The sequence below is a fragment of the Pannonibacter sp. XCT-53 genome (genome assembly GCF_009915765.1).
Classification (GTDB): domain Bacteria; phylum Pseudomonadota; class Alphaproteobacteria; order Rhizobiales; family Stappiaceae; genus Pannonibacter; species Pannonibacter tanglangensis.
This window is the reverse complement of the sequence record NZ_JAABLQ010000001.1, coordinates 2,804,304-2,824,301: the sequence shown is the minus strand read 5'-3', so window position 1 is coordinate 2,824,301 and position 19,998 is coordinate 2,804,304. Positions and strand designations below refer to the sequence as shown.

Annotated in this window: 17 protein-coding genes; 6 read left to right on the top strand and 11 right to left on the bottom strand. The window is 67.5% G+C overall.

The window, feature by feature from the left end; all coding sequences use genetic code 11:
- Window positions 1–51: 51 nt before the first annotated feature.
- The 6 genes from GWI72_RS12540 to GWI72_RS12515 form a co-directional block, all read right to left on the bottom strand.
- A complete protein-coding gene (locus GWI72_RS12540; RefSeq protein WP_161676538.1) occupies window positions 52–606 on the bottom strand; it encodes a DUF934 domain-containing protein in 555 nt (184 codons plus the stop codon).
- A 21-nt stretch (window positions 607–627) separates the two neighbouring features.
- The gene (locus GWI72_RS12535; protein ID WP_161708822.1) at window positions 628–1,392 is read right to left on the bottom strand and encodes a phosphoadenylyl-sulfate reductase; all 765 of its coding nucleotides are present in this window, start codon (window positions 1,390–1,392) and stop codon (window positions 628–630) included.
- Window positions 1,379–3,037, bottom strand: coding sequence for a nitrite/sulfite reductase (locus GWI72_RS12530; RefSeq protein WP_161708821.1), 1,659 nt, complete (start codon window positions 3,035–3,037; stop codon window positions 1,379–1,381). The genes GWI72_RS12535 and GWI72_RS12530 overlap by 14 nt, the downstream gene beginning before the upstream one ends.
- Before the next feature lie 54 nt (window positions 3,038–3,091).
- Window positions 3,092–3,388: a DUF2849 domain-containing protein gene (locus tag GWI72_RS12525; protein WP_161676535.1), complete on the bottom strand. Its 297-nt coding sequence runs from the start codon at window positions 3,386–3,388 to the stop codon at window positions 3,092–3,094.
- A 50-nt stretch (window positions 3,389–3,438) separates the two neighbouring features.
- The gene (cysG, locus tag GWI72_RS12520) at window positions 3,439–4,890 is read right to left on the bottom strand and encodes a siroheme synthase CysG (RefSeq protein ID WP_161676534.1); all 1,452 of its coding nucleotides are present in this window, start codon (window positions 4,888–4,890) and stop codon (window positions 3,439–3,441) included.
- A 201-nt stretch (window positions 4,891–5,091) separates the two neighbouring features.
- Window positions 5,092–6,258 carry an acetyl-CoA acetyltransferase gene (locus GWI72_RS12515; RefSeq protein ID WP_161676533.1) on the bottom strand — a complete coding sequence of 389 codons (1,167 nt, stop codon included), beginning with the start codon at window positions 6,256–6,258 and terminating at the stop codon, window positions 5,092–5,094.
- A 433-nt stretch (window positions 6,259–6,691) separates the two neighbouring features.
- Here GWI72_RS12515 and GWI72_RS12510 point away from each other — a divergent pair, with 433 nt between their 5' ends.
- Window positions 6,692–7,486 carry a glycosyltransferase family 2 protein gene (locus tag GWI72_RS12510; protein ID WP_161676532.1) on the top strand — a complete coding sequence of 265 codons (795 nt, stop codon included), beginning with the start codon at window positions 6,692–6,694 and terminating at the stop codon, window positions 7,484–7,486.
- Here GWI72_RS12510 and GWI72_RS12505 read toward each other — a convergent pair.
- Window positions 7,483–8,673, bottom strand: a complete 1,191-nt coding sequence (locus GWI72_RS12505) for an HD domain-containing phosphohydrolase (RefSeq protein WP_161708820.1) — start codon at window positions 8,671–8,673, stop codon at window positions 7,483–7,485. The genes GWI72_RS12510 and GWI72_RS12505 overlap by 4 nt on opposite strands.
- 346 nt (window positions 8,674–9,019) lie before the next feature.
- Between GWI72_RS12505 and GWI72_RS12500 the strand changes: the two genes are divergently transcribed.
- On the top strand, window positions 9,020–10,291 hold the full coding sequence (locus GWI72_RS12500) for a BaiN/RdsA family NAD(P)/FAD-dependent oxidoreductase (protein WP_161708819.1): 1,272 nt from the start codon (window positions 9,020–9,022) through the stop codon (window positions 10,289–10,291).
- Window positions 10,288–10,740 carry a YaiI/YqxD family protein gene (locus GWI72_RS12495; RefSeq protein WP_161708818.1) on the top strand — a complete coding sequence of 151 codons (453 nt, stop codon included), beginning with the start codon at window positions 10,288–10,290 and terminating at the stop codon, window positions 10,738–10,740. Before GWI72_RS12500 ends, GWI72_RS12495 begins: the two co-directional genes overlap by 4 nt.
- A 366-nt stretch (window positions 10,741–11,106) precedes the next feature.
- Here GWI72_RS12495 and GWI72_RS12490 read toward each other — a convergent pair whose 3' ends face one another.
- From GWI72_RS12490 to GWI72_RS12475, 4 genes are all read right to left on the bottom strand, one after another.
- Window positions 11,107–11,352 carry a hypothetical protein gene (locus tag GWI72_RS12490; RefSeq protein WP_161676528.1) on the bottom strand — a complete coding sequence of 82 codons (246 nt, stop codon included), beginning with the start codon at window positions 11,350–11,352 and terminating at the stop codon, window positions 11,107–11,109.
- 475 nt (window positions 11,353–11,827) lie between these two features.
- The gene (locus GWI72_RS12485) at window positions 11,828–13,219 is read right to left on the bottom strand and encodes an aspartate aminotransferase family protein (RefSeq protein ID WP_161676527.1); all 1,392 of its coding nucleotides are present in this window, start codon (window positions 13,217–13,219) and stop codon (window positions 11,828–11,830) included.
- A 52-nt stretch (window positions 13,220–13,271) separates the two neighbouring features.
- Entirely contained in the window at window positions 13,272–14,738 is a 1,467-nt protein-coding gene (locus GWI72_RS12480) for a glutamine synthetase family protein (RefSeq protein ID WP_161676526.1), read from the bottom strand.
- A gap of 122 nt (window positions 14,739–14,860) precedes the next feature.
- Entirely contained in the window at window positions 14,861–15,799 is a 939-nt protein-coding gene (locus tag GWI72_RS12475; protein WP_161708817.1) for a GntR family transcriptional regulator, read from the bottom strand.
- 217 nt (window positions 15,800–16,016) lie between these two features.
- Here GWI72_RS12475 and GWI72_RS12470 point away from each other — a divergent pair, with 217 nt between their 5' ends.
- From GWI72_RS12470 to GWI72_RS12460, 3 genes are all read left to right on the top strand, one after another.
- On the top strand, window positions 16,017–17,402 hold the full coding sequence (locus GWI72_RS12470) for a glutamine synthetase family protein (RefSeq protein ID WP_161708816.1): 1,386 nt from the start codon (window positions 16,017–16,019) through the stop codon (window positions 17,400–17,402).
- A 228-nt stretch (window positions 17,403–17,630) separates the two neighbouring features.
- Window positions 17,631–18,716: a polyamine ABC transporter substrate-binding protein gene (locus GWI72_RS12465; RefSeq protein ID WP_390806624.1), complete on the top strand. Its 1,086-nt coding sequence runs from the start codon at window positions 17,631–17,633 to the stop codon at window positions 18,714–18,716.
- 116 nt (window positions 18,717–18,832) lie between these two features.
- Window positions 18,833–19,993 (top strand): ABC transporter ATP-binding protein, encoded by a 1,161-nt coding sequence (locus tag GWI72_RS12460; protein ID WP_161676522.1) that lies wholly within the window; start codon window positions 18,833–18,835, stop codon window positions 19,991–19,993.
- Window positions 19,994–19,998 lie beyond the last annotated feature (5 nt).

The following is a 19,998-nucleotide window of genomic DNA, read 5'->3' as shown; positions in this document are numbered from 1 at the left end:
ACGACAGTTGCCAGGCAGGCGGCGGGGCAGGCGGCAGGGCAGGCGGCGGGGTTACCCGGCTGCCTGCGTCGGCTTCTGCGGGGCGGCAGGGCGGCGGGCCCAGGGCCGCGTGCCGGCGGGGATCTCGGCGACCGTGCCCACCGGCTGCAGGTAATGCGTCACCTCGGGCCAGTGGCCGGCCTTCAGCGCCGCCTCGATCTGCGGCTTGACGATCTCGAAGCTGGACACGCCGCAGCGGCGCATCAGCGGGATCTGGTCAAGGATGAAGTCGCCGATGGCGCGGATGTCCCCGGCGTAGCCGAGCTGTTCGCGCAGGATGCGGGCCGCAGAAAAGCCGCGCCCGTCGGTGAACTTCGGAAATTCCACCAGCACGCGCGGCAGACGGGCCAGATGCGGCTCCAGCTGCTGCACGTCCTCGCCGGCCGCAATCACCACGGCCGCATCGTCTCCGGCAGCGATCACGGCCGCAGGATCGGCGAGGAACCGGGCCAGCGACACCTTGCGACGCTGGCCGTCGGCGAAGGGATGGGCCGGCAGCGTCTCGTCGGCCTCAAGGCGCACCCAGGCTTCTTCGGTAAAGGCGCCATTGGCGTAGATCTTGGTCATGCGGGATGCGTCCTTGCAGCGTCAGGTGTTGCCCTGGCCCGGCAGCGGGCTGGCGGACAGGGAAAGATGGATGCCGCATTCGGTCTTGGCCTGACCGCGCCAGCGTCCGGCGCGCGGGTCTTCCCCCGGGGCGACCTTGTCGGTGCAGGGCAGGCAGCCGATGGACGGATAGCCCTCGGCGACCAGCGGATGCGGCGGCAGGTCATGCGCCTTGGCGTAGCCGAGAATGTCGGCCGCCGTCCAGTTGGCGAGCGGGTTGACCTTGACGCGGCCATCCTCGGCCTCGAACACGGGCAGGGCAGCGCGGGTGGCGCTCTGGAACCGCTTGCGGCCGGAGATCCAGGCGTCAAAGCCCTTCAGCGCGCGGGCCAGCGGCAGCACCTTGCGCACGTTGCAGCAGGCATCCGTGTCGGTCATCCAGAGCATGCCGGCCGGGTCGATGGCGGTCAGCTCGTCCCGCTCGGGCCGCGCGACGCGCACATCGGTGAGGCCAAGATGTTCCACCAGCGTATCGCGGTAGCGCAGCGTCTGCGAGAACAGCTTGCCCGTGTCGACGAACAGAACCGGCGTCGACGGATCAACCGCCGCCACCATATGCAGCAGCACGGCCGAGTCGGCCCCGAAGGATGACACCAGCGCGATGCGGCCACGGTAGTGGCTGGTGATGGCGTCGCTCAGGATCTCGAGCGGCGCCGCGCCGTCATACTGGGCCGCAAAGGCGCGGGCTTCCGCGCCCGCCCCCAGATCCGGGTCGAGGGCCAGACCGGCCAGATCACTCAGCCCCATAGAGCGCCTCCTTGAACGGGTCTTCACCAAGGCGGCGGTAGACCTGCAGGAAAGTCTCGTCCTTCGAGCTGCGCAGCTTCAGGTAGGTGTCCACCAGCGTCTCGATGGCGTCCACCACCTCGTCGGAGGAGAAGCCGCGGCCGATGATCTCGCCGATCGAGGACTGCTCGTCGGCCGAGCCGCCGAGCGTGATCTGGTAGAACTCCTCGCCCTTCTTCTCGAGGCCGAGAATGCCGATGTGGCCGACATGGTGATGGCCGCAGGCGTTGATGCAGCCGGAGATCTTGATCTTCAGCTCGCCGATGTCGCTCTGCCGCTCCGGCGCGCCGAAGCGTTCGGAAATCCGCTGTGCCACCGGGATGGAGCGGGCCGTGGCAAGGGCGCAATAGTCCATGCCGGGGCAGGCGATGATGTCGGTGATGAGCCCGGCATTGCCCTCCGCCATGCCGGTCTTCACCAGCACGTCGAAGATTTCCGGGAGGTCATCAAGCGCCACATGCGGCAGGATGACGTTCTGCTCGTGGCTGATGCGGATCTCGTCGAAGGCATAGCCCTCGGCGAGATTGGCGATCACGTCCATCTGCGCGTCGGTCGCGTCGCCCGGGATGCCGCCGATCGGCTTCATCGACAGGGTCACGCTGGTGTAGCCCGGCACCCGGTGCGGGTTGAGGTTGTGCGCCACGAAGCGGGCGAAGGCCGGGTCGGTGGCCTTGCGCGCCTCGACCTTGGCGCTCGTCCCGGCGCGCGGGTCCAGCTGCGGCGGGGCGAAATAGGTCTCGATGCGGCGCACTTCCGCGTCCGGCAGGCGCAGGATGCCGAAGCGGATCTTCTCGAACTCCGCCTCGATATCCGCCTTCAGATCCTCAAGGCCCGTCTCGTGCACGAGGATCTTGATGCGCGCCTTGTACTTGTTGTCGCGGCGGCCATAGCGGTTGTAGACGCGCAGGATCGCTTCCGAATAGGCCAGGAGGTCTTCCTCGGGGAGGAAGTCGCGCACCTTGCGGCCGATCATCGGCGTGCGGCCAAGACCGCCGCCGACGAAGACGACAAAGCCGATCTCGCCGGCCTCGTTGCGGGTCAGCTGCAGGCCGATGTCATGCACCTGCACGGCGGCGCGGTCATGCGGCGCGCCGGTGATGGCGACCTTGAACTTGCGCGGCAGGAACGAGAATTCCGGATGCAGCGACGACCACTGGCGCAGGATCTCCGCATAGGGGCGCGGATCGGCGATCTCGTCGGCGGCCGCGCCGGCGAAATGATCCGCCGTCACGTTGCGGATGCAGTTGCCGGAGGTCTGGATGGCATGCATCTCGACTTCGGCCAGCTCTTCCAGGATGCGCGGCGTGTCCTTCAGGCTCGGCCAGTTGAACTGGATGTTCTGGCGCGTGGTGAAGTGGCCATAGCCCTTGTCATAGGTGCGCGCGATATGCGCCAGCTTGCGCATCTGGCGGCTGTTCAGCGTGCCATAGGGAATGGCGACGCGCAGCATGTAGGCGTGCAGCTGCAGGTAAAGTCCGTTCATCAGCCGCAGCGGCCGGAACTCTTCTTCAGACAGCTCACCCGAGAGGCGGCGGCGCACCTGGTCGGCGAACTGCGCGGTGCGTTCCTGAACGAAGGCCTGGTCGAATTCATCGTAGCGGTACATGGCGCGTCTCCGGCAGGCGGAAGGCTTCGTGGTCTTCCCCCGCAAATCTCGTTGTCAGGCAGTCTCGCGGGCCTGCTTGCCAAGGGCGGGATGGGTGGTGGGGCCGGCGGCGCGGATCTTCTCGCGGAACCGCGCCGGCTCGAGCCGGCCGTCGGTCTCGATCACGTCGATCTCGTACGGCTCGACGATCAGCCGGGCCGCAACAGCCTGTGCGCCAAGGGCGAGCGCGGCGGCGATCTCGTCCTTGTCCGCAAGCACGCGCGCCGCGCCGATCAGCTCGACCCAGGTGCCGTCAGCGCCCAGAAACACGACCTCGCCGTCGATCAGACGGTTGGCGGTGATGACCTTCATTCCTCTCTCCTCGGGCCGCCCCGCGACGGGCGGCGTCCTGTTCGGTGCCGTCAGGCGGCGATGATGGCCCGCGCGCGCGCGGCAATCGGTTCGGCCTTTGCAAGCGCAGCCTGCGCAACCGCCTCGCCGATGACGATCAGCGTCGCGCCGGAAATGTCGGTCCGCTCACCGAGCGCCGGCAGGTCGGCGAGCGTGCCGGCAAACTGGCGCTCCTCCGGATGGGCGGCGTTCTCGATGATGGCGACCGGCGTGGTGGCCGCAAGGCCGGCCTCGATCAGCCGCTGCGACACCGCAGCGGCCACGGTGCGGCCCATGTAGACGGCAACGGTCGCGCCCTTCAGCGCCAGGCCGGCCCAGTCGGGCAGGGTCTCGCTGTCGGCGTTGTGGCCGGTGGCAAACACCAGCGTCGAGGCGACCCCGCGCAGGGTCAGCGGGATCTGGGCCGAGGCGGCGGCGGCAAAGGCGGCGGTGACGCCGGGCACGACTTCAAAGCCGATGCCGGCGGCGCGCAGGGCGTCCATTTCCTCGCCCGCCCGGCCGAACACCAGCGGATCGCCGGCCTTCAGGCGCACCACCTTGTGGCCCTCCTGCGCCAGCTCGACCAGCACGGTGTTGATCTGGTCCTGCGGCACGGAATGGGCGCCCTTGCGCTTGCCGACCGAAATGCGCTGCGCATCGCGCCGGCCCATGGCCACCACGGCGTCCGGCACCAGCGCGTCATGGACGATGACATCGGCTTCCTGCAGCAGGCGCTGGGCCCGCAGGGTCAGCAGATCCTCGGCACCGGGACCGGCGCCCACCAGCCAGACGAAACCGCTCTCGTCCTGGGCCGCGTTCAGCAGGCGCTGCGCTTCCACGCGCGCCACATCCGGGCGGCCGGCATAGAAATTGGTGGCAACGGGGCCGGAGAAGAACTTTGCCCAGAAGCGGCGGCGCGTCGCGCCATCGGTCAGGACGCGGGCGGCGGTCTCGCGCAGGCTCTCGGCCAGACGGGCAAGATCACCGGTCGAGCGCGGCAGCAGGCCCTCGATGCGGGCGCGGATATGCCGGGCCAGCACGGGACCGACGCCGGTGGAGGTGATGGCCACGGCAATCGGGGCGCGGTTGACCAGCGCGCCGGTGTAGAAGTCGCAGAGCTCCGGCTTGTCGACGGCGTTGGCCGGAACACCGAGAATGCGGGCGGCCTCGACGACTGCGCGGTCCAGCCGCTCGTCCTCGCGGGCGGAGAACACCAGCGCCGCACCGTTCAGGTGGCGCGGGCGGAAATCCTCGGCAATGTGATGCGCGCCGACGGCGGCGATGACCTCGGCCAGCTCCGGCTCGATCTCCGCGGACACCACCTCGATGAGGGCGTTGGTCTCGCCCAGCAGCCGCACCTTCGCCGCCGCCTCGCCGCCATGACCGACCACCACGACGCGACGGTCCGCCACCTTGTGGAAGGCGGGGAACACGTCGAGGCGCGACAGGCGCTTCAGATCGGTCGTTTCGCTGCGAACGGACATGGCCGCACTCCGGGCGATGAAAAACTATGCTCACAATACCGGCACGCCGCGCAAAATGCCGGGCATTGTTTTTCAAAGTTCTGAACCCGGGGAGAAAATGCTCCTGTAGCAGCGAATTTTGCCGGAAACGGCGGGGCAGGGCCGGTGCATCCGGCCGCCCGCCCTGCGCATCTTCGCGAGGCGGGCGCTCCGGGGCGGTCCTTACTTCATCGCCTGCAGGATCGAGACATAGTTGGCGACGGCCGCGCCGCCCATGTTGAAGATGCCGCCGATCGAGGCGTCCTTCACCTGGATGCCGCCGGCCTCGCCGGTCAGCTGCATCGCGGTCAGCACATGCATCGACACGCCGGTGGCGCCGATCGGGTGGCCCTTGGCCTTCAGGCCGCCGGAGGGGTTGACCGGCAGCTTGCCGTCCATCTCGGTCCAGCCTTCCAGGATGGCGCGGGCGCCGTCGCCTTCCTTCACCAGGCCCATGGCCTCGTACTCGATCAGCTCGGCGATGGTGAAGCAGTCATGCGTCTCGACGAAGGAGAGATCATCCAGCGTCAGCCGGGCATTGGCCAGCGCCTTGCCCCAGGCGGCCTGGCAGCCCTCGAACTTCAGGATGTCGCGCTTCGACATCGGCAGGAAGTCCTGCACATGCGCCATGGCGCGGAAGGCAACGGCCTTCTTCATGCCGAGCGCGGTGGCCGGATCGGTCAGCACCAGCGCCGCCGCCCCGTCGGAGACCAGCGAGCAGTCCGTGCGCTTCAAGGGGCCGGCGACGAAGGGGTTCTTGTCGCTTTCCTGGCGGCAGAACTCGAAGCCGAAGTCCTTGCGCATCTGGGCGTAAGGGTTGTTGACGCCGTTCCTGTGGTTCTTGGCCGCGATCTTCGCCAGCGCGTCGGACTGGTCGCCGTGGCGCTGGAAATAGGCGTCGGCGATCTTGCCGAAGACGCCGGCGAAACCGGCCGGGATGTCGCCCTCTTCCTTGAGATACGAGGCCTTCAGCAGGTTGCGGCCGACCTCCGGTCCCGGCGTCGTCGTCATCTGCTCGACGCCGACCACGAGCACGAAGCGGGCCGCGCCCGTGGCGATCGCACGCACGCCCTGATGCACGGCGGCCGAGCCGGTGGCGCAGGCGTTCTCGACGCGGGTGGCAGGCTTGAAGCGCAGGGCCGGATCGGCCTGCAGCACCAGCGAGGCGGTGAAGTCCTGCGCCGAGAAGCCGGCGTTGAAATGGCCGAGATAGATCTCGCCCACGTCCTGCGGCTCGATGCCGGCGTCCCGGATCGCGTCGGCGGCGGCCTTGACGATCATGCTCTCGACGGTTTCCTCGGCATGCTTGCCGAAGGGCAGATGGGCCCAACCCACGATGGCTGCGGTCATGTTCCTGATCCTTCCCTGGCGTCGGCGGTGCGCGGCGCTGTGCTGGGGTCTGACGCCCCGGTCCGGCCGTGTCGGTTCAACGGGCCGGGCAGGGGGCAAGTCACAAGCTGACTTGCTGCGAAGATAGAGCGCCGCCGGCACGCCTTTCCAGTCACTTGTGCATCCACCGTTTGGCGGATGTTGCGTTGCGGAATTATTTCGCGGCCGCAGCGCTGCGCTTCATCAAGCTGTCACCTGCCGTTGCGATACAGGCGACGTTGGCAATGACCCTTTGACGTGTTTCAGTGCTTTGCGATCAGTCCGGGCCGGGCGGGGCATCCCTCCCGGCTCTTTTGCTTCTGTCCGCAAGCGCGCCCGCCTCCGCCGGCCGCCCCCTTCCGCCTCCAGCCGTTTTTGACTACAGGGAGAGACCCGAGCGCCGAAAGCAGGATCCATGAGCGAGCGTCTGCCCCTGTCCGTCTTCATCATCGCCCGTGACGAGGCGGACCGCATCGCCGAGACGATCCGCTCGGTGCGCGACTGGGTTGACGAAGTCATCGTCATCGACAGCGGCTCGGTCGATGCGACGGTGGCGGTGGCCGAGGCCGAGGGCGCGCGCGTGGTCTTCAATCCCTGGCCGGGCTACGGCCCGCAGAAGCGCTTCGGCGAGGACCAGTGCCGCAACGACTGGCTGTTCAATCTGGACGCTGACGAAGTGGTGACGGCCGGCCTTGCCGGGGAGATCCGCACGCTGGTCGGCTCCGGTGGCCATCTGGCGGCCGACGGCTGGCGGGTGATGATCCGGGATGTCTATGCGCATGAGGCCGAACCGGCCGCCTGGGCCTATGGCTATCACCAGATCCGGCTCTATGACCGGCGCAAGGGCCGCTTCTCCGCCTCCACGGTGCACGACACCGTGCGGCCGGAGCCCGGTGCCAGGCTGGCGGATCTCAAGGGCGTCGTCGCGCATCACTCGATCCGGTCGCTCACCTTCCAGGTCGAGAAGTACAACCGCTACTCGACCATGCAGGTCAACGACATGCAGGCCCGCAGCCGCTCCCTGCCGCGCTGGCGCCTCGTCACCGAGTTTCCCTTCGCCTTCCTCAAGGCCTATGTGGCGCGCCGGTATGTCCGCTACGGCTGGTGGGGGCTGGTGCTGTCGGTCAACTACGCCCACGCCCGCTTCCTGCGCGTGGCCAAGGCCTATGAGGCCGAGCTGCGCGCCGCCCGGCCCCCGGTGGACCGCTAGGCCGGAACGGCTTCCGCGGCCCGTTCGATGCGGCGCACCCGGATGGGCTGGCGGAGGCCGGACAGCCGGTCGAACTGGGCCAGCCGCTTGATCGTCGTCTCCGTCAGCTGGTGTCCGCGGGAGAGCACCAGCTCGTGCGTCCCGTCGGTCAGGATGTCGTCCACCAGCACGTCGCCCGGGTGCAGGGCGCGGATGTGGCAGGCCACGATCTTGATCTCCTGCGACTTGTCCAGCTCGTCGGCCAGCAGCGTCTCGCGCACCAGCGCCAGCAGGCGCGGATCATACTGCCTGCGGTTGATCGACAGCGCCTCCAGCGCCGCCATGTCCAGGCCGCTGTCCGGGCTCGCGTACCACAGGTCGGTGAGGATCTTGAGGATCCGCGAGTTGAGCGGAATGTCCTTGCCGACCGGCCCGTCGGCGGGAAAGCCCGAACCATCGAAGCCGCGACCGGAATAGTACAGCACGTCGGCGATCCGCTCGAACTGCGGGATGTTGCGCAGCAGGTCGCGGGTCTGTTCCGGCGCCCGCGACAGCAGCTCGCGCTGCGGATCGGTCAGCGACTTGGCGGAGCGGTAGCGGGACAGGATGTCCTTGGGCAGCAGGGCCTCGCCGAGCGGCGAGAACATCACCGCCATCTCCAGCTCCCAGGTCTTCTTGATGTTCAGCGCCTTGGCGATCTTCAGCGCCCACTGGCGGATGGTCGCGGTCTTGCGGAAGGCATCCGAATGGAACAGGGACAGCATCTCGATCAGCAGCTTGACCGAGCCGGCCAGCGTCTTCTCCAGCAGCGCCCGCTCGCGGATGACCCGGGCATGGTGCGTCAGGCCGTTGGCGATGGCCGCTTCCATCTCCTCCACCGCGCAGGGCTTGTTGAGATACATCAGCACATTGGCTTCGTTCACGGCCCGCTTGGCCACCTCGACGGTGCGGTCGTTGGTGAGCAGGATGCGGGCCGCCGCCGGGTGCGTCTCGATCAGCCCGCGCAGGAAGTCGATGCCGTCGATGCCGGGCAGGTGCAGCGCGGCGATGACGACGCCGATGTTCGGATGGCCGTCGAGAAAGATCGAAGCTTCCAGCGAGCTCGCGGCGGATGCGATCTTGTACTTCTGGCCGAGAAGCTGCTGGAAGGCAGACGTTACCTTGGCGTCGCCGTCCACCACGAGGATCTGGTTTGACACTTCATGCATCGCTGATGCTCCTTTCGTGTCACCCTCTTGCCAGGTTCGCCGGACGACTGTATTTGTCGCTGGCGTTTGTTATGGCCTTCTGCTTCCTTACCTAGGGATATGAGGCGGCGTAATCTCCTAATAAAACATTTTTTCTGTTTCATTTTCAGGAATAACCTTTTCATCTGGCAAACCGGATCGCTAAAGTTGAAGCAATGGGCCTGTCACGCCGCCCGATCCGGCCGCTCGCCCCTTCGCCCGCCGCCGCCGGTTGGTCCGGCTGCCCGTTCTGCTGCAGGGCGGTTGCGCCCCGAGCCGGGACAGGGCAAAACTCGCGGCCTCACTCACCCCCCGGGATCCCTGCCTCATGCCGCAAGACACCAGCCCAAGCCGCGCTGCCCCCGACCAGGCCGAGGTGCTGATCATCGGGGCCGGACCGGCAGGCCTGATGGCGGCCGACCATCTGGCCGGACTGGGCCACGCCGTCACCGTCTGCGACCGCATGCCCTCGCCGGCGCGCAAGTTCCTGATGGCCGGACGCGGTGGTCTCAACCTCACCCATTCCGAGCCGCTCGAGCGCTTTCTCACGCGCTACGGCCCGGCTGCGGCGGCGCTGGAGCCGGCCATTCGCGCCTTTAATCCCGATGCCCTGCGCGCCTTTGCCCTCGATCTGGGCCAGGAGACCTTCATCGGCAGCAGCGGTCGCGTCTTCCCGCGCGCCATGAAGGCCTCGCCCTTCCTGCGCGCCTGGCTGTCGCGGCTGGAGGCACGGGGCGTCCGCCTGATCTCCCGCCTTGTCTGGGACGGGTTCGCCGGGCCGGGCACGTCCCGCTTCCTTGCGGCCGATGGCAGCCCGCGGCTCATGGCGGCGCGCGTCACGCTGCTCGCGCTGGGCGGCGCCAGCTGGCCGCGTCTCGGCAGCACCGGCGGCTGGGCCACGCCGCTGCGGTCCGAAGGGGTCGAGCTTGTTCCCTTCCAGCCGGCCAATTGCGGCTTCACCGTGGACTGGCCGGCGGATCTTGTTGCGGGCTTTGCGGGCACGCCGCTGAAGCGGCTCGCCGCCCGGCATCGCGGGCACACGGTCCGGGGCGAGGCCGTGCTCACCCGTCAGGGGCTCGAGGGCGGTCTCGTCTATGCCCTGTCCGCTGCCCTGCGCGACACGCTCGCGGCCGAGGGCGAGGCTCTGCTCGAGCTCGACCTCAGGCCGGATCTCGATGCGGACGAGCTGGCCCGGCGGCTTGCGCGGCCGCGCGGCAAGCAGTCGCGCTCGACCTTCCTGCGCAAGGCAGCGGGGCTCACGCCGGTGGAACAGGCCCTGGTGCGGGCGCTCACGCCCCGGCTCGAGGCGCCGGAGGATCTGGCGGCCCAGATCAAGGCGCTGCCGGTCCGCCTGACCGGCACTGCCGGCATGGACAGGGCCATCTCCAGCGCCGGCGGTGTGGCCTGGTCGGCGGTCGCGGCCGACTATTCGCTCAAGGTCCGCCCCGATGTTCACGTGGCCGGCGAGATGCTCGACTGGGAGGCGCCCACGGGGGGATATCTGCTGCAGGCGTGTTTTGCCACCGGGCTTGCTGCGGCCCGCGGCATGGCCGCGGCTCTCGCCCGCGACACCGGCCAGGCCGGAGGAACCCCGTCATGACCGTGCTGTATGTCGATGCCGACGCCTGCCCCGTGAAGGAGGAGGCCGCCCGGGTTGGTGCCCGCCACGGCCTGCGCATCGTCTTCGTCTCCAACGCCTGGATGCGCCTGCCCGACGACCCCGGTGTGGAGCGGGTCATCGTGCCCGGCGGCCTCGACAAGGCTGATGACTGGATTGCCGAGGCGGTCCGGCCCGGCGATGTGGTCGTCACGGCCGACGTCCCGCTCGCGGCGCGCTGCGTCAAGGGCGGGGCGGACGTTCTTGGTCCCACCGGGCGACCCTTCCACGACGTGGGCATGGCACTGGCCATGCGGGACCTGAAGACCCAGCTGCGCGAGGCCGGCGAGATCCGCGAAAGCGGGCCATCCTTTTCCCGGCTCGACCGGTCGCGCTTCCTGCAGGCGCTGGAATCTGCGGTCCGCGCCGCGCGGCGCAAGTCTCAGGCCTGACCGCATCCCCTCCGGCCTGCTCCCGTCCGAACAGGCAGAAGGCCCCGCCCGGATCGGGCGAGGCCTCCTGGTGGCCTTGCGGCTGCCTTTCGGCGGTGGCCAGGGCTTGAAAACACGGCCCTGCATCTGAAACGGTCATGCTGAAAAGGACGTCTGAAAACTGCTGCCTCAAAAAAGCGTGGCCCAATAGATCCGGCCCTAAAAAATTCCGGCCCAAAAAAACGGCCCCAAAAACGGCCCCAGAAAACGATCCTGAAAACTGCGACCTGAACGTCGGAACCTGCAGATCGTGACCTGACGTTCTCGTCTCCCGTCCCCTGCGTCCCGCGCGGCGGGGCAAGGGAGGCTGCCCGGCGGCTTGCGCTCTCAGTCGCGCCGCAGCGCCACCCGCGCCGGTGCGGCCGGGGTTGATCTTGCAAGCGGGGTCACGAGGGCCAGGCCGACAAGGCTACCGGCGACGAGGCCACTGGCGATGAGGCTGCCGGCGAGGGCTGCCTCCGCGTCGAGGCCGGGATGACCGCGCTCTGCGGCCTCCGCGCCGGTGGTGAGGATCAGCACGGCTCCGGCAATCAGCGTCAGGGCGGCGACGGTCTTCTGCATGGTGTTCGACATGATCCTGATCCTTCTGCCCGAGCGGCCGTCCTGCGGGTCTGGCGGGGCGGCTGGCGGCCGGTTTGCGACCGCAGCCGCCTGTGACGACCGACAGGACCGAGAGTATCAGGTCGCCTCGGGCAGGATGTGACCCCTGTCACGATCCGGCGGCTTTCGCGGCGGATGCACGGACTGGACAAACGCCCCGCCAGCAATCCGGCCGTTATCCCGACCCGGCCGGGCGCCAGCGAAGCGCCGGGCCTGATCCAGACGTCAGCCGCGCGATCCGCGACAACGCCGCTCCAGTGCCGCTCCTGGGCCTGTCCATGCGGCAGGGATCAGAGCCGGCTTGCACTCGCACAGACATGCTGGGTTCCGGATCGGCGGTTCGCTCCGCTCACCTTGTCCGGAAGGACGACCGTGGCTGAAATCAAAAACCCCGCCAGAAGTCTGGCGGGGTTGATATGTTCAAGTCCTTCGGCGATCGACGCCGGCCTCAGATCATGCCGCGGCGCTTCAGCTCGGCATGGGTGTCGTCCAGCGTCTTCTTGGCGATGGCCACCAGCTGGTCGGCCTCGCCGTGGGTGATGACGAGCGGCGGCGAGATGATCATGCTGTCGCGCACCGCGCGCATGATCAGGCCGTTGCGGAAGGAGATGTCGCGGCACATCGTGCCGACCGTTCCCGTGTTCGGGAAGGCCTTCTTGCGGTTGCCCTTTTCCGGCACCAGCTCGAGCGCACCGACAAGACCCGTCATCCGCGCCTCGCCGACCAGCGGATGCTCGCCGAGCGCCCGCCAGCGCGCCTGCAGGTAGGGGCCGATGTCATTGGCGACACGCTCCACCAGCTTCTCGCGCTGGATGATCTCCAGGTTCGCCAGGGCTGCGGCCGCGCAGGCCGGATGCCCCGAATAGGTGTAGCCGTGGTAGAACTCGCCGCCCTTGTCGATGACGCCGGCCGCCACCTTGTCGGAGACGAGCACGCCGCCCATCGGCAGGTAGCCGGAGGTCAGGCCCTTGGCGATCGGCATCAGGTCGGGCTCGATGCCGTAATACTCCGAGCCGAACCAGGTGCCGAGCCGGCCGAAACCGCAGATCACCTCGTCGGCGACGAACAGGATGTCGCGCTCCTTCAGGATGCGCTGCACCTCCGGCCAGTAGGTCTCCGGCGGGATGATGACGCCGCCCGCCCCCTGGATCGGTTCGGCGATGAAGGCGGCAACCTTGTCCTCGCCATGGTGGTCGATGGCCTTTTCCAGCTCGCGCGCCGCCCAGATGCCGAATTCGGCCGGGCTCATGTCGCCGCCTTCGCCGAACCAGTAGGGCTGCGGGATGTGGCGCACGCCCGGCACCGGCAGGTCGCCCTGCTCATGCATGGCCTTCATGCCGCCGAGGCTGGTGCCGGCCAGCGTGGAGCCGTGATAGCCGTTCCAGCGGCCGATGATGATCTTCTTCTCCGGCTTGCCCATCTGGTCCCAGTAGAAGCGGACCATGCGGAACACGGTGTCGTTGGCTTCCGAGCCCGAGGAGCAGAAGAACGTCCGGTTGAACTGCGGCGGCGACACTTCGGCGAGCTTTTCCGCCAGCGCGATCACCGGCGGATGCGTCGTCTTGAAGAAGGTGTTGTAGTAGGACAGCTCGGTCATCTGCCGGTGCACCGCATCGGCGATTTCCTCCCGGCCATGGCCCACCTGGGCGCACCACAGGCCGGCCATGCCGTCGAGAATGCGGTTGCCATCCGAATCCGTCAGCCACACGCCCTTGGCGGCGGTGATGATCCGGCTGCCTTCCGCGTTCAGCGCCTTGGTGTCGGTGAACGGGTGGAAGTGGTGTGCCGCGTCCAGCGCGCGCAGCTGCGCGGTCGGATAGCGATTGGATACAGCCGTCATCTCGAACTCCGGTAGCAAGGGGTGGCGCGGGGGCAGGCCCCGCGCCCTCAGGTCACACGTTGAGCAGCAGGTATTCCCGTTCCCAGGGGCTGATCACCGACATGAAGGTTTCAAATTCTTCCTGCTTGATCGCGCGGTAGGTGGCGAAGAACTTCTCGCCGAACACCTCGACGAGATCCTCGCATTCCTCGAACAGGGCCAGCGCCTCCATCAGGCCGCGCGGCAGCGACTGCTGGATGTTGCTGGCGTCCGACATGCGCGGCTCGTCGGGCTGCAGCTTGTTCTCGATGCCGAGATAGCCGCAGGCGAGCGAGGCCGCGATGGCGAGATAGGGGTTCACGTCCGAGCCCGGCACGCGGTTCTCGAGGCGCCGCGCATTCGGCTTGGAATAGGGCACGCGCAGGCCGACGGTGCGGTTGTCGTAGCCCCAGAACACGTTCACCGGCGCCGCCGTGTTGCGCGAGAAGCGGCGGTAGGAGTTCACGAAGGGCGCCATGATGCAGGTCACATGCGGCAGGTACTGCTGGTGACCGGCGATGAAGGACAGGAACTCGCGCGTCGCCTCGCCATCCTTGTTGGAGAAGATGTTCTCCCCCGTCTCGATGTCGGTCACCGACTGGTGGATGTGCATCGCCGACCCCGGCTGGTTCGACATCGGCTTGGCCATGAAGGTGGCGTACATGTCGTGCCTGAGCGCGGCTTCACGGATGGTGCGCTTGAACAGGAAGACCTGGTCGGCCAGCTCCAGCGGGTGGCCATGGCGCAGGTTGATCTCCATCTGCGCCGCGCCTTCCTCGTGGATCAGCGTGTCGATCTCGAGGCCCTGCTTTTCCGACAGGTCATAGATGTCGTCGATGAGGTCGTCGAACTCGTTCAGCGCCGAGATCGAATAGGACTGGCGGCCGGCTTCCGGACGGCCCGAACGGCCGGTCGGCGGCTCCAGCGGATAGTCCGGATCGGTGTTCGGACGCACCAGGTAGAACTCGATTTCCGGCGCGACCACCGGCATCCAGCCCTTTTCCTCGTAGAGCCCGAGCACGCGCTTCAGCACGTTGCGCGGCGCGGTTTCCACCGGGATGCCGTCGCGCGTGTAGGCGTCATGGATGAGCTGCGCCGTCGGGTCGGTTTCCCACGGCACGGTCGTGAGCGTCGAGAAGTCCGGGCGGAAGTAGAGGTCGCCGTCGATGGGGTTGTGCTGGAAACGGTCGTCGTCCTCCGGATAGTCGCCGGAGATCGTCTGGGCGAAGATGGAGGACGGCATCGTCATCACCGGACCGGAGATGAATTTCTGCGTCGGCATCATCTTGCCCCGGGCAACGCCGGCAAGATCGGGCACGATGCACTCGATGTCCTCGATCCCGCGCTCGGCGAGCCAGGTCTGCGCAGCGTCCATGTCAGCCACCCCGCGCAGGCTGGTCAGGGTCGGGGCTTTCTTCTTCTTGCTCACGGGTAGGCTCCTGATAAGGCGTGATCCGGTCTGCCGGCCCCGGCCTGGGGCACGCAGCGGAGGCCGCCGCATCTTGCCCCGGTCGCGCGTTCCGTCAAGGCACGCGGTCGCCGGAACTGTGCAAGGGCCGTCGCCAGACGGGAGTGCCGAAGCGTTCCAACAGATCGTATTTTGTGATCACAAAACTGCGTTCGTCAACCCCCCTCCTGTCCGGAGCGGGGGCGCCGGCCGCCGGCCCGGCGTCGCGGGCCCGGGGCGGCGGGCGCGCCGCCGGGGGCCGCGGGCGCGGGGGGCAGGGCAGGCCCGGCCAGGGGCGTTGTGGGGAGCGTCGTGGGGCGCGGGGCGGGGGCGCCGGCGCGGTCGAGGAAGCTCATGCCTTCCTGGATGTCGGCCTGGATCGCGGCCGCCAGGGCCTCGCCGTCCCGCGCCCGGATGGCGCGCACGGCCTCCTTGTGGTGGTCGATCAGGATCGCCGTTCCCACCCGGCCGTAAACCGTGCGCATGTAGGGGGCGAACTGCAGCCACAGGCTTTCCACCAGCGGCAGCATCACCTGCGAGCGGGCCGCGCCATAGATCCGGAAATGGAAGGCATGGTTCTGCGTCAGGTAGGCCTCCGGGTCGCCGGTGGCGATGCTGACGTCCATCTTCAGGTCGATGTCCTCCAGGTCGCGCGCTGCCGCCTTGTCCAGAAAGGGCAGCGCCCGTCTGGCCAGTTCCGGCTCCAGAAGCACCCGTGTGGCAAGGATTTCCTCGAACCGGCTCTCGGTCATCTCGGGCACCTGCACCCGGCCGCTCGGCTTGAGATGCAGCGCGTTCTCGGCCGCAAGCCGCTGGATGGCCTCGCGCACCGGCATCGGGCTGACGCCCAGATCCTGCGCCAGTCCGCGCAGCGTGACCGCCTTGCCGGGGATGAAGCGGCCGGTCAGCAGGGCCGTGCGCAGGCTCTGCTCGACATGGTCCCGCGCCAGCCTGCGGCCCGGCGCGGAGGGGGTAGCCAGTCCGCTGGCCAGTCCGCCGGGAAGTCCGGTGACAGGGCCAGTGACAGGACCAGTGACGGGGCCCGTGTCGGGCGGCACGGGCGGCCTGCCGTTGGACGGCCGCGGGTCGGGGGGCGGGGTCGGGCTGCGGGGCATGGGGCGTCCTGGGTCCTGATGTGCGGGGGCGTGGCTGCCGGCGACCACCGTCGGGTTCCGTTGCGTGCGTTGCAGCATCTCTTGCGGTGGCGCTTCCTTGACAGCCTGTTCCGGACGTGATCACATTTTCGTCGGTTTCGCAATGATCGAAAGCGCCGCCGCAACGCCTCTTCCGAGGGAAGGGGGCCGTGCGGCGGGCAGCCCAAGGAGAACCGACATGCAAACAGTCCCCCGCCAGACCTGGGTTCGCCCGGCCGACGAGGGCTGGGAAGAGGTGCTGGAAAGCTTCCTCGCCGAACATCCGGACATTGACACGTTCGAGGTCATCCTGCCCGATACCAACGGCGTGCTGCGGGGCAAGTGGCTGCCCGGCACCGCCATCCGCAAGGTCTTCGAGGAGGGCGTCGCGCTGCCCTTCGCCCTGTTCGGCCTCGACGTCTGGGGACGCGAGGTCGAGGAGACCGGCCTGCACATCGAGACCGGCGACATGGACGGCGTCTGCTGGCCGATCGCCCGCACCCTCAAGATCGTGCCCTGGACCGAGCGCAAGACCGCCCAGGTGCTCATGCACATGTATGACCGCGCCGGCAGTCCCTTCCTCATCGACCCGCGCCATGTGCTCGCCCGCATGACCGGCAAGCTCGCCGAGCACGGCCTCACCGGCACCTCGGCCTTCGAGATGGAATTCTATCTCTTCGAGGAAAGCGACGGCGACTGGAGCGGTCCGCCCAAGCCGCTGTTCTCCACCCATCTGGGGCCGGCGCGGCAGAACATGTATGCGCTGTCGGACCTGGAATCCCTCATGCCGCTGGTCGACGAGATCCGGGCCGGCGCCGAGCTGCAGGGCATTCCGGCCGATGCGGCCGTGTCGGAAGCCGCGCCCGGCCAGTTCGAGCTGAACCTGCATCACCGCAACGACCCGCTGCTGGCCGCCGACGATGCGGTGCTGCTGCGCCGGCTTGTGTCGGGCGTGGCGCGCAAGCACAAGCTCAAGGCGTCCTTCATGGCCAAGCCCTTTGCCGACTGGCCGGGCAACGGCATGCACGTGCACGTGTCGCTGGAGGACAAGAAGGGCAACATCTTCGCCGATCCGGTGGAGGGCGAGAAGAAGCTCATGCACGCGATCGCCGGCCTGATCGACACGATGCCGCAGTCGTTGCTGCTCTACATCTGCACCTTCAACGGGTTCCGGCGCATGCAGCCGGGCTCCTACGCCCCGACCTCGATCTGCTGGGGCTTCGACAACCGCTCCGTGGCCCTGCGCGTTCCCGCCAGCAAGCCGTCGGCCTCGCGCATCGAGCACCGGATCGCAGGTGCGGACGCCAACCCCTATCTGGTGCTGACCGGCGTGCTCGCCGGCATGCTGGAAGGGCTCAAGGCCAAGGCCGAGCCGCCGCCGCCGGTGGAAGGCAATGCCTATGACAAGGGCTTCAAGCGGCTGACGCCGTGGATGGACGAGGCCATTGACGCCTTCGTCGCCTCGGAGCGCATGAAGGAGGCGGTCGGCGCCCACATGCACAAGGTCCTGACCGACATCAAGCGCGAGGAGCTGAACGCCTTCGGCCGCGAGATTTCATCGCTGGAGCGGCAGACCTATCTGTGATGCCGAAAGAGTGACCGGTTGAGGAGCTGTGCATGCCTGAAAAAACATCACAGCTCCTCCAACCAACTGTTGAGCATGGAGGATTTCGCTTTTAGTCTCAGGGCGGAATGTCGCATTTATGTCGCGCGGACGCGCGACAAGGGCGTTCACAAGATCAAGCCGCAAAGCGGCGGAAACTGGGGCTTGCGGGCAAAGACAGACAGGCTGGAGTGGAGACGAAAAGGCATGTTGAAGACCATTCTCATGGGCGCTGCGGCGCTCGCCGTCATCGCGGGTCCGGCTCTTGCGCAGGAACGCGTCGTCAACGTTTACAACTGGTCGGACTACATTGACGAATCGATCCTGGAGGACTTCACCAAGGAGACCGGGATCAAGGTCAACTACTCGGTCTTCGACAGCAACGAGATGCTGGAGACCAAGCTGCTCGCCGGCGGCACCGGCTTCGACATCGTCGTTCCGACGGGTTCCTTCCTCGGCCGCCAGATCCAGGCCGGCGTGTTCCAGAAGCTCGACAAGTCGAAGCTGACGAACATCGGCAACATGTGGAAGGACATCGAGGAGCGTCTGGCCAAGTACGACCCGGGCAACGAATACGCCATCAACTACATGTGGGGCACCACGGGCATCGGCTACAACGTCGAGAAGATCAAGGCGATCATGCCGGATGCGCCCGTCAACTCCTGGGACATGTTCTTCAAGCCGGAAGTGGTGTCGAAGTTTGCCGACTGCGGCATCTTCGTGCTCGACACGCCGGAGGAAATCGTCCCGGCGGCGCTCAACTACCTCGGTCTTGATCCGGACAGCAACAACCCGGACGACATCGAGAAGGCGGGCGAGCTGCTGATGAAGGTCCGCCCCTACATCCGCAAGTTCCATTCCTCGGAGTACATCAACGCGCTGGCCAATGGCGACATCTGCATGGCCGTGGGCTGGTCGGGTGACATCCTGCAGGCCCGTGACCGCGCTGCCGAAGCCAACAACGGCGTGACCATCCAGTACACCATCCCGAAGGAAGGTGCGCTGATGTGGTTCGACAACATGGCGATCCCGGCCGACGCCAAGAACGTGGCCGAGGCGCATGAGTTCATCAACTACATCATGCGTCCCGAAGTGGCGGCCAAGGCCTCGAACTACGTGTTCTACGCCAACGGCAACAAGGCGAGCCAGGCACTCCTGAACAAGGAAGTGATCGAGGACACCGCGATTTACCCGGACGATGCGACGGTCAAGAAGCTGTTCACCGTGTCGCCGAAGGACGCCAAGGTGAGCCGCGTCCAGAACCGCGTCTGGACCAAGGTCAAGAGCGGCAGCTGATCTGAGCGCGGGCCCGGCGGATGCGCCGGGCCCGCATCACGTGATGGGACGCCTCGGCCAAGTTTCGCCGGCCCCCGGAGGGCCGCAGCCGCGGTGGTTATGCGAGGGGGTGAATCTTGGCCAAGAAACCGATTGGGCCGGTGCGGCGGGCGTTTGCGCCCTGGGAAAACCCGCAATCCGTTCCGTTTATCGAATTTCGCAATGTCACCAAGCGCTTCGGTGATTTCGTCGCGGTCAACAACCTCAGCCTGAAGATCTACGAGCGCGAGTTCTTCGCGCTGCTCGGCGGGTCGGGCTGCGGCAAGACCACCATGATGCGCATGCTTGCCGGCTTCGAGACCCCGACCGAGGGCGAGATCTTCCTCGACGGGCAGCCGCTCGCCGGCGTGCCGCCCTACCGGCGGCCGGTCAACATGATGTTCCAGTCCTATGCCCTGTTCCCGCACATGAGCGTGGAGGCCAACATCGCCTTCGGCCTGAAGCAGGAAGGCATGGCGAAGGACAAGATCGACGAGCGCGTGGCCGAGATGCTGCGCCTCACCAAGCTCGAGAAGTTCGCGCGGCGCAAGCCGCACCAGCTGTCCGGCGGCCAGCGCCAGCGCGTGGCGCTGGCCCGCTCGCTCGCCAAGCGCCCGAAGGTGCTGCTGCTCGACGAACCGCTCGGCGCGCTGGACCGCAAGCTGCGCGAGGAGACCCAGTTCGAGCTGATGAACCTTCAGGAAGAGCTGAAGATGACCTTCCTTGTCGTGACCCACGACCAGGAAGAGGCCATGACCATGGCCGATCGCATCGCCGTCATGGATGCGGGGCGCATCATCCAGATTGCCACGCCGGGCGAGATCTACGAGATGCCGAACTCGCGGTTCGTTGCCGACTTCATCGGCGACATCAACCTCTTCGAGGCGAAGGTCGTCTCGCGCGAGGCCGGGGTGACCCGGCTGGCGGTGAGCGAGGCCGATGGCGGCTTCGAGATCGAGACCAGTGCCGAGACCCAGGCCGCGGCGGGCGATACCGTCTGGTATGCGATCCGTCCCGAGAAGATCCAGATTGCCCTGGCCGAGCCGGATGCCGCTCCGCAGCCCAACCGGATCCGGGGCGAGGTCTGGGACATCGCCTATCTGGGTGATGTGTCGATCTATCATTCCCGCGTCGGTGATACGGTGACCATCCGCTCCACGGTGGCCAACCGCACCCGTCTCGTCGAGCGGCCGATTGCCTGGGACGATCAGGTCGTCCTCAGCTGGGGCCGCGATGCCGGTGTCATCCTCACGGCCTGACGGCC